We start from the raw sequence: 8,853 nt of genomic DNA, 5'->3' as shown, positions 1-8,853 counted from the left end.
GTGGGAGCGGCCGTGGTCGCTTACTTGCTGGCGCGGGGCATTGCCGCCGTGCTCTCGGATCGTAAACGCTCAAAATCAGAAAGGGATTACAAGTGAAGCCGACAGATATGCAGGTGGTCAAATCGATAGGCGCGGTGAAGCCGCGCAGCATCAAGGTCGCGGTCATCGCGGCGGTACTGTTCGTGCTGATCCTCTTCCTGGCCTTCGGCTCGTGGTTCCAGGTGGACCAGGGCGAGCGCGGCGTGGTGCTGCGCAACGGCAAGCTGGTGCGCGTGTCCGAACCCGGCCTGGACTTCAAGACCCCGTTCATCGACAGCGTCATGATGGTGTCCGTGCGCGACCATACGTTCGTGTTCGAAAAACTGGAGGCGTACAGCTATGACCAGCAGCCGGCCTCGCTGCGGGTCTCCGTGACCTATCGCGTTCCGCCCGAGCACGTGGCCGAGCTGTATTCGGAGTACGGCACCATCAGCAACCTGCAGATGCGCGTGCTGGAGCGCAAGACGCCCGATTCGGTGAAGAATGTATTTGGCCAATACACCGCGGTGCGCGCGATCCAGGAACGCCAGAAGCTGGGCCTGGACGTGAACGAATCCGTGCGCAAGACGATGGAGGGCGCGCCCGTCCAGGTGGTGGGCGTGCAGATCGAGGAGGTGGGTTTCTCGCAGGCCTACGAACACTCCATCGAGCAACGCATGCTGGCCCAGGTGCAGATCGAGACGACCCGCCAGCAAAAGGAAACGGCGACGATCAACGCCGAGATCCAGGTGGTCAAGGCCAAGGCGGAAGCCGATGCGCGCCGCCAGCAATTCACGGCCGAAGCCGATGGCATCCGCATGCGCGGCGAGGCCGAGGCGGCCGCGATCCGCGCCAAGGCGGAGGCCCTGGCCGCCAACACCAACCTGGTGAGCCTGAACGCGGTGGAAAAGTGGGACGGCGTGCTGCCCGCGACGCAGGTCCCGGGCGCGGCCTTGCCCTTCATCGGCATCAAGTAATTCAGGCGCGCCGGCGCCTCGACTTCCACGGACGGCGCTCGCCGTTCCGTACGATTTTCGCCACATCCTGCCACGGGGTTCTCCCGTGGCTGTCCTGTCCCGGGGCCTGTTTGCTGTAGCGTGAACGGGCCCTAAGGGATATCCCTCTGTCAAGAATTGCAAAGCAGGCGCATCTTGGCATCACAAGCAAGCGCAGCCAACGATACGATCGCCGGTAGATCCCGAAGGATCCGCGCGCTTGCGCATAAGCTTCAGCAAGAAGGAGACCTGGATGTCTCAAATGGAATGGACGCCCGGCGATACCCCGCCGGACCGTCACGGTTATTACGAAACGCGGTTCGACACGGGGTGCACCGCGATCACGCTCTACAGCGTGCTGGGCTGGATGCCGCTGAAGGCGACGGGCAACATGGTGAGCTGGCGCGCCTTGTCGCCGGCGGCCGAAAGACAGGAGGCCGAGCGGCATCTGGAAGAACTCAGGGCCGCTCAGTGCCACGTGCCGATGGATTACTAGGTCAGGACGTTTTTCGCGAAAACCATGCACACCGGGCTGCCGACCCGCAGAACGTAGCCGTCCTCGGCCAGTTCGCCGTTTCGCGGATCGACTCGGAAGCGCACGACCGTGTCGCTGTCTTCGTTCAGGGCGAACAGGAAGCGGCCATCGGGAGACAGGCTGAAGAAGCGCGGCGTCCTGCCGCCGGTCGGCGCGTGCTGGCGCGGCGTCAGCCTGCCGCTGTCCGGATCCACCTCGAACATGGCGATGCTGTCGTCGCCCCGGTTGGACGCATACAGGCAGCGGCCGTGCGCGCCCATCATGATGCCGGCCGCCCGGCTGTTTCCGGTGCAGGTATCGGGCAGCGTGGGCAGCACCTGGAAGGGCCGCAGCGCGCCTGCCTCCAGCACGTAGCCGGTCACGGTGTTGTCCAGTTCGTTGACGACATAGAGCCATTGGCCGCCGGGATGGAAGACGGCGTGGCGCGGGCCGGCGCCTTCGCGCGCGGCCGCCGCGCAAACGGGCGCGGCGCCGATGCCGTGCGCGTCCAGCGCGAAGACGAACACGCGGTCCAGTCCCTTGTCGGGCACCACCACATAGCGGCCGGACGGGTCGACCAGGTTGTAGTGCGGCTTGGCGAAAGGCTGCTCCTTGCGGTGCGGCCCGGGTTCGCCGTCCAGCCGCAGCGTTTGCGACACGGGGCCCAGCGCGCCATCCGCGGCCACGGGCAGCACGGCCAGCGCGCCGGTCAGGTGGTTCGATACGATCAGGCAGCGGCCCGAGGGAGCCAGCGCCAAGTGCACCGGATTGCGCCCCTCGCAGGCCTGCCTGTGCCAGGGGGCGAGCGATCCGTCGCGGGTGTCGCGGCGCAGCGCGCTGACTTCATGGCCGTCTCCGTGCACGGTGTAGAGCACCGGCAGGGAGGGATGCGGCAAAAGGTAGGACGGATTGACCAGGCCGCCCAGGACCTGCGTCAGGGTAAGCGTGCCGGTATCGGGCGCGTAGTCGAACACGCTGATGCCGTCGCCGCGGGCGTTGCGTTCGCGCGTGGTGCGGGAACCGATGTAAACGTGCATGGCGCGAGTTTCTCCGGATGATCGGGATGGAATCGGCCCGGCGCGCGGCGCCCGGCCTAGGTCAGGATGCCGCGGATGCGGGCCAGGTTGTCCAGCGTGCTGCGCAGGTGGCCGGCGAGGGCCGCGGCGGCTTCTTCGTTGCGTTCGCGTTCGAGCAGGTCGAGGATGGCCAGGTGCTGGTCGCAGTGCTGCTTGTAGCGGCTGCGATCCTGCATGGAGCGGTAGGAAAGCAGGCGGCGCACGCGGTTCACGCGCTTGATCGTGTCGATGAAGAAGGGATTGCCGGACGCCTCCACCAGGGATTCGTGGAAGCGCACGCCGCGCTCGTGCAGCTGGTCGGCCGTGTCGGTGGCTATGCCGCCGTCCAGCAGGTGCTTCTCCGCGGCGCGGCAGCGCGCCAGCACGGTCTTGTCGATGCGGAACGTGGGTTCGAGCAGCGCCGCGGGCTCGAGCGCGAGACGCAGGCGGTAGGACTGCAGCAGGCTGTCCGGGGTCGTCATCATGGACGAGAATTCCCAGCCGTAGCCGGGCCGGCGATCCGCCCAGCCCTCCTGCGAAATGCGCGTCAGCAGGGCCTGCGTTTGCGCATTGGTCAGCGCGTAGCGCGCGCGCAGCTGCGCCTCGCTGCACTGCATGGGCAGGTCGCCGCGCAGCAGGTCGTCGGCCAGCTTGAAATAGCTGCGCGTGACGATATCGTCCACGGAAGGCGGCGCGAGCCCGGCATGCGCCCGCGCCAGCGCGTCGAAATCCTGGCTGAGGAAATAGCCGCGGTTGGGCTTGCGGGTCACGACGCCATGCTGTTCGAGGATGCCCAGCGCGTCATTGACCGGAGAGCGCGACAGCCGCAGCCGGTCCGCGAGCTTCTGCGCCGTGAGGTGCGCGCCCTCGGACAGGCGTTCTTCCTTGATCAGCTCCAGGATCTTGTTGACGGTGTTGGTTTGCGCGCTCATGGATGGGGTGGGGCCGGATTGATCGTGTCCGAAAGAATAGCGGGAATGACGCCGCCCATCCGCAACAATCGGACTTCCAACCCGGTTTCGACGGCCGCGACGGCGGTCAGCGCTTCCGTCTTGCCGCCGGCGCGCAGGATGCGCACGGATATGGGAGCGCGCGGAGCCATCGCCGTGGCCGCGGCGTCGATCTCGATCCGGTCGTCCGGACCGATCCGCAGGGTCGCGGGCGTGACGCCCTGCGGCAGGCGCAGGGGCAGGATGCCCATGCCGATCAGGTTGGAGCGATGGATGCGTTCGAAGCTGACCGCCAGCACCGCGCGTATGCCCAGCAGGCGCTGGCCCTTGGCCGCCCAGTCGCGCGAGGAGCCGGTGCCGAAGCGTTCGCCCGCCACCAGCACTACCGCCTGTCTTTCCCGCGCATAGCGGGCCGCGGCTTCCCAGATGGGTTCTATTCTGCCGCTGGGCGCATGCCGCGTATGGCCCACGGGCGCCGAGGGGCAGAGCAGGTTGACCAGGCTCTTGCTGTAGAACGCCGCCCGCATCATGACCTGCCAGTTGCCGCGGCGCGACGCGAAGACGTTCAGGTCGTCGCGCTTGTCGCCGCGCTCGACGAGAAAGTCCGCGATCAGGCTGTCCGGCGGGATGGCGCTGGCGGGAGACAGATGGTCGGTGGTCACGTCGTCGCCCAGCACCAGCAGTGGGCGGGCCGTGTAGCGGCCCAGCTGGCCGGCTTCGTCAAGCGAGGCGAAGGGCGGGCGCCGCAGCGCGGTGGAAGCGGGGTCCCAGGGAAAGCGGGCGGTGTCCGGCGATTGCAGCGCCTGCCAGGCGGGATTGGCGCTGGCGACCGCGAAGGCGCCGCGGTAGTCCTCGGGCTCCTGGCCGGCGGCCAGCGCCGCGTCGATCTCCGCCTCGTCGGGCCAGAGATCCTTCAGATGGACGGCGCGGCCATCCGGCGCGGTCTGGACGGGCTCCCGCCCGAGATCGCGCTCGGCGTCGCCGGCCAGCGCGAAGGCGATGACCAGCGGCGGCGACATGAGAAAACCCAGGTCCAGGTCGGGGTGGATGCGGCCCGTGAAATTGCGATTGCCGGAGAGCACTGCAACCGGGTGGACCGCCCCGGCGGCCATGGCCTCGCGCACCGCCGCGGGCAGGGGACCGGAGTTGCCGATGCAGGTGGTGCATCCGTAGCCCACGATGTCGAAGCCCACGGCGGCCAGGTCATCGAGCAGGCCGGCGCGCTTCAGGTACCGCGCGGCGGCGGGAGAGCCCGGGCCGAGCGAGGTCTTGACCCACGCGGGCACGCGCAGCCCGGCCAGCCGGGCCCTGCGCGCCACCAGGCCCGCCGCCGTCAGCAGGCGCGGGTCCGAGGTGTTGGTGCAACTGGTGATGGCGGCTATGGCGATGGCGTGGCGGGGCAGGCCGCCCACGGCCGTCCGTGGAGTGAAACCCAGCCCTTGCAGGATGGACTTCGTGCCGGTGTAGGGATGCAGGTCCTGCGGCCGCTTCGGCCCGGCCACGTGCATGCCCACGCGGTCCAGCGCGATGTCGATGACGCGCGTGTAGCGAGGCTCGGCGTTGGGGTCGTATGCGATGCCGGCACGCTCCGCGTAGGCCTGCACCAGCGCGGCGTGCGACTCGGGCCTGCCCGTCTGGCGCAGGTAGGCCCGCGTTTCGCCGTCGATGGGAAAGTAGCCGGTCGTGGCGCCGTACTCGGGCGCCATATTGGCCACTACGCAGCGGGCGCCCGCCGGCAGCGCGCCGACGCCGGGCCCGAAGAACTCCACGAACTCGCCGGACACGCCGATGGCGCGCAGGCGTTGGGTGACGGTCAGCGCAAGGTCGGTCGCGGTGACGCCGGCCGCCAGCGCGCCCGTCAGGCGCACGCCGATGACGTCGGGAATGCGCAGCAGGGTGGGCATGCCGAACATGACCGTCTGCGCCTCCAGCCCGCCCACGCCCCAGCCCAGCACGCCGAGACCGTTGACCATGGGGGTGTGGCTGTCCGTGCCGATCATCATGTCGGGGTGCAGCGCGACGCCGTCGGGGCCATTCTTGCGGCAGACCACGGTGGCCAGCTGTTCCAGGTTGATGGTGTGCATGATGCCGGTGCCCGGCGGATGGATGCGCACGTTGGACAGGGCCTTGGAAGCCCAGCGCAGGAATCGGTAGCGCTCCGCGTTGCGGCGCAGTTCCAGGTCCAGGTTCAGCGCCGCCGCGTCCGCCCGCGCATAGGCCTCCACCGCCAGCGAATGGTCGACCGACACGTCGACGGGCAGCACCGGGTTCAGGGCGCCGGGATCGGCGCCGGCCTCGGCCAGGGCGTCGCGCATCGCCGCGATGTCGACCAGCGCGGGCGTGCTGGTGGTGTCGTGCATCAGCACCCGGCCGGGCTGGAAAGCGATCTCGGCCTCGCTCGTGCCGTGCTCCAGCCAGCCGAACAGGGCGGCCACCGCCGCGTCTCGCTCCGCGTCCCGCATGTTGCGCAGCGCATTCTCCAGCAGCAGCCGCAGCACGACCGGCAGGCGGAAATAGGCCTCGCCGTACATGGCGGGCAGATCCAGATAGGAGTATCGCGTGCCGTCCAGCGTGAAGCTGGCGTGGCGCGCTGCGGCATTGGTGTTTTCCATAGCTGCCATTTTTGCATATTGAATCTATAAAATGCAATTAAGTAAAAAACCGGCCGACATTCCAACCGGCCGCAATGGAGACAGACCATGCATGCAATCCGTACCCTGGCCGCCGCGGCGGCCCTGGCTTTCGCCTCGGCTGCCCCGCTGCACGCGGCCGAACCGGCAGCAGGCCGGCCCGTAACCCTGATCGTGCCCTTTGCCGCCGGCGGCGGGGTCGATGGGATGGGCAGGCTGCTGGCCGAGCGGCTGCGCAGCGAAATGCCCCAGGGCATCGTGGTCGAAAACAAGCCGGGCGCCAGCGGCATGCTGGGCGCGCAGACGGTGGTGCGTTCCGCGCCGGACGGCACGACCCTGTTGCTGGGATCGGCAGGCGAGACCGCGATCAATCCGCTGGTTTTCAAGAGCAAGATGCAGTACCAGCCGGACAAGGACCTCGCTCCGATCGCGCTGATCGCGCGCGTGCCCAATGTGCTGGTCGCCAATCCGAAGCTGCCGGTCGCAAGCGTGGAACAGCTGGTCGCATACGGCCGCGCCAATCCCGACCGCCTGACCTACGCGACCAGCGGCGTGGGCAACCCGCAGCACCTGAACGGCGAGCTCCTGCAGTCCCTGGCCGGGATCAAGATGGTGCACGTGCCGTACAAGGGGGCTTCGGCGCAACTGGTGGACGTGGCCTCCGGCAGCGTGGACCTGACGTTCGTCAGCCTGGCTGGCGCCCTGCCTTTCATCAAGAGCGGCAAGGTCAAGCCCTTGGCCGTCACGTCCGCCAAGCGGGCCTCGTTCGCGCCGGACATCCCCGCCGTGGCGGAGTACGCGCCGCTCAAGGACTACGCGCTGGAGAACTGGTTCGGCGTGTTCGTCCCCGCGGCCACGCCGGCGGACGTGCAGCAGAAGCTGGCAGCCGCGATCGGCCGCGCCCTGCAGGATGAAAAACTGGTGGCGAGCCTGCGCGACCTCGGGGGAGAGGTGCAGCCGATGAGCCAGCAGGAGTTCCGCGATTTCATCAAGGAGCAGACCGCGGTGTTCGCCAAGGTCGTGGCCGATGGCCGCATCACGGCGGAAAACTGAGCGCCGCCCTTGCCGGGGGAGGGTTCCGGGAGGCTTGAAGTATGCTTACCCGCTACACCGATCTTCCCCTGGCTTGCCGCAATGACTGATTTTCCCTTTGACGCCGTGCTGTTCGACTGCGACGGCGTCCTGGTCGATTCCGAACCCATCACCAGCCGCGTGCTGACGCAGATGCTCAATGAGCTGGGCTGGGACATCGCGTACGAAGAAACGATGCGCATTTTTACCGGAAAGGCCGTCAAGGATGAATTGCCGCTGATCGAGGCCCGCACCGGCGCCTCGCTTGGCCAGGATTGGTTCGCCCAGTTCCGCCAGCGTCGCAACGTTGCGCTGGACCGAGATCTGCTGGAAATCCCCGGCGCGCCGGACGCGGTGCGCGCCTTGCACGGGGCGCTGGGCGGGCGCATCGCCGTGGCCTCGGGCGCCGACCGCCGCAAGGTGGAACTGCAACTGGCCAAGGTGGGCATCGCCGAGTGTTTCGACGGGCGCGTCTTCAGCGGCCACGAAATGCCGCGCAGCAAGCCCTATCCGGACGTATACCTGGCGGCCGCCGAGGCGCTGGGCGTGGACCCGCGGCGCTGCGCCATCGTGGAGGACACCGTGACCGGCGCGACCGCGGGCGTGGCCGCGGGCGCCACGGTGTTCGGCTACAGCCCCGACGCCAATGGACACAGCGGCGCCGAAGCCTTGCGCGGCGTGGGCGTGGCGCACGTGTTCACCGACATGAGGCAGCTGCCTGCCGTATTGGCCGGCTGGCGGGGGGCGGGCGCCTGAGCGTCCGGCTGACGCTCGCGCGGCGTGCAAGCCGCGCTGCCGCGAGAGCGGGGCGGCGCCGGCCCGTCAGCGAGCGTGGTTCGCGTACTGCTCGCCGCCGTCCAGATCGATCACCGTTCCGCTCAGATAGCCCGCGCGCGGCGAAGCGCCGAAAACAATCATGTCGGCCACTTCCTCGGGTTCCATCAGGCGGCCGAAGGGCAGATCCGACAGCGTTTCCTGCCAGCGGCCTTCATCTCCCCAGCGCGCCTGCGCGCGTTGCCGCGCAAGCGTCAGCACGCGGTCGGTGCGCGTGCGCGAGGGGTTGACGCCGAAGACGCGCACGCCGTGGCGCGGCGCCTCTCCTCCCAGCGCGCGGGTAAAGGCAATGAGCGAGGCGTTGGCCGCCGCGCCGCAGATGTAGTCCGCGCGCGGCGCCGACCCCGCCATGCCGATGATGTTGGCGATCACGCCCGCGCCGGCCTCGCGCATGCGAGGGTAGTAATGGCGCGCAAGCGCGATGTAGCCGTGCACCTTCAGTTCCCAGCCGGCGCGCCAGCGTTCGTCCTGGACTTGGTCCAGCGCGCCGCCCGGCACCGCGCCGGCGTTGTTCACCAGGATGTCGATGTCGCCCGCTTCCTTGCCCAGGCGTTCCGCCGCCCCGGGCTGCGCCAGGTCCAGCGTGTGCACGCGGGCCTGCCTGCCGGTCTGCGAGCTGATGGCCTGAGATGCGGCATGCAGGGCCGCGTCGTCGCGCGCCACCAGGACGGGCTCGGCGCCTTCGCGGGCGAATGCGACGGCGCAGGCCAGGCCGATGCCCTTGGATGCGCCCGTAATGAGCACGCGTTTACCGCCAAGCTGCAAATCCATGAAACCCTCCGGTCG

General features: G+C 68.7%; 8 protein-coding genes. 4 read left to right on the top strand and 4 right to left on the bottom strand.

What is annotated here, in order from left to right:
* Nucleotides 1-134 precede the first annotated feature (134 nt).
* Entirely contained in the window at nt 135-995 is an 861-nt protein-coding gene (locus tag ACN6PJ_RS23610) for a prohibitin family protein (RefSeq protein ID WP_427998280.1), read from the top strand.
* Nucleotides 996-1,266: 271 nt separating this feature from the next.
* Complete coding sequence (locus ACN6PJ_RS23605) at nt 1,267-1,509, top strand: hypothetical protein (protein WP_427998222.1); 243 nt, start codon at nt 1,267-1,269, stop codon at nt 1,507-1,509.
* Here ACN6PJ_RS23605 and ACN6PJ_RS23600 read toward each other — a convergent pair.
* The 3 genes from ACN6PJ_RS23600 to acnA are packed head-to-tail and all read right to left on the bottom strand — an operon-like array spanning nt 1,506 to nt 6,144.
* The gene (locus ACN6PJ_RS23600) at nt 1,506-2,564 is read right to left on the bottom strand and encodes a lactonase family protein (protein WP_427998221.1); all 1,059 of its coding nucleotides are present in this window, start codon (nt 2,562-2,564) and stop codon (nt 1,506-1,508) included. The genes ACN6PJ_RS23605 and ACN6PJ_RS23600 overlap by 4 nt on opposite strands.
* Before the next feature lie 56 nt (nt 2,565-2,620).
* Nucleotides 2,621-3,514 carry an FCD domain-containing protein gene (locus tag ACN6PJ_RS23595; protein ID WP_427998220.1) on the bottom strand — a complete coding sequence of 298 codons (894 nt, stop codon included), beginning with the start codon at nt 3,512-3,514 and terminating at the stop codon, nt 2,621-2,623.
* Nucleotides 3,511-6,144, bottom strand: coding sequence for an aconitate hydratase AcnA (gene acnA, locus ACN6PJ_RS23590; protein ID WP_427998219.1), 2,634 nt, complete (start codon nt 6,142-6,144; stop codon nt 3,511-3,513). Before acnA ends, ACN6PJ_RS23595 begins: the two co-directional genes overlap by 4 nt.
* Before the next feature lie 87 nt (nt 6,145-6,231).
* Between acnA and ACN6PJ_RS23585 the strand changes: the two genes are divergently transcribed.
* Together ACN6PJ_RS23585 and ACN6PJ_RS23580 are read left to right on the top strand one after the other, a co-directional pair.
* Entirely contained in the window at nt 6,232-7,215 is a 984-nt protein-coding gene (locus ACN6PJ_RS23585; protein ID WP_427998218.1) for a Bug family tripartite tricarboxylate transporter substrate binding protein, read from the top strand.
* Between the two features lie 81 nt (nt 7,216-7,296).
* Nucleotides 7,297-7,989: an HAD family hydrolase gene (locus ACN6PJ_RS23580; protein WP_427998217.1), complete on the top strand. Its 693-nt coding sequence runs from the start codon at nt 7,297-7,299 to the stop codon at nt 7,987-7,989.
* A gap of 66 nt (nt 7,990-8,055) precedes the next feature.
* On the opposite strand, the gene ACN6PJ_RS23575 is transcribed toward ACN6PJ_RS23580, so the two are convergent.
* Nucleotides 8,056-8,838 carry an SDR family oxidoreductase gene (locus ACN6PJ_RS23575; protein ID WP_427998216.1) on the bottom strand — a complete coding sequence of 261 codons (783 nt, stop codon included), beginning with the start codon at nt 8,836-8,838 and terminating at the stop codon, nt 8,056-8,058.
* Nucleotides 8,839-8,853 lie beyond the last annotated feature (15 nt).

The sequence above is a fragment of the Achromobacter sp. genome, from assembly GCF_050285585.1.
Lineage (GTDB): Bacteria > Pseudomonadota > Gammaproteobacteria > Burkholderiales > Burkholderiaceae_B > Achromobacter.
The sequence above is the reverse complement of the archived record's forward strand: the minus strand, read 5'-3'. Positions and strand labels throughout refer to the sequence as shown.

Bases quoted from the DNA above. Each gene is read 5' to 3' on its own strand.
- ACN6PJ_RS23585 (WP_427998218.1), top strand. From the start codon at position 6,232: ATGCATGCAATCCGTACCCTGGCCGCCGCGGCGGCCCTGGCTTTCGCC.
- ACN6PJ_RS23595 (WP_427998220.1), bottom strand. From the start codon at position 3,514: ATGAGCGCGCAAACCAACACCGTCAACAAGATCCTGGAGCTGATCAAG.
- ACN6PJ_RS23605 (WP_427998222.1), top strand. From the start codon at position 1,267: ATGTCTCAAATGGAATGGACGCCCGGCGATACCCCGCCGGACCGTCAC.
- ACN6PJ_RS23580 (WP_427998217.1), top strand. From the start codon at position 7,297: ATGACTGATTTTCCCTTTGACGCCGTGCTGTTCGACTGCGACGGCGTC.
- ACN6PJ_RS23575 (WP_427998216.1), bottom strand. From the start codon at position 8,838: ATGGATTTGCAGCTTGGCGGTAAACGCGTGCTCATTACGGGCGCATCC.
- ACN6PJ_RS23600 (WP_427998221.1), bottom strand. From the start codon at position 2,564: ATGCACGTTTACATCGGTTCCCGCACCACGCGCGAACGCAACGCCCGC.
- acnA (WP_427998219.1), bottom strand. From the start codon at position 6,144: ATGGAAAACACCAATGCCGCAGCGCGCCACGCCAGCTTCACGCTGGAC.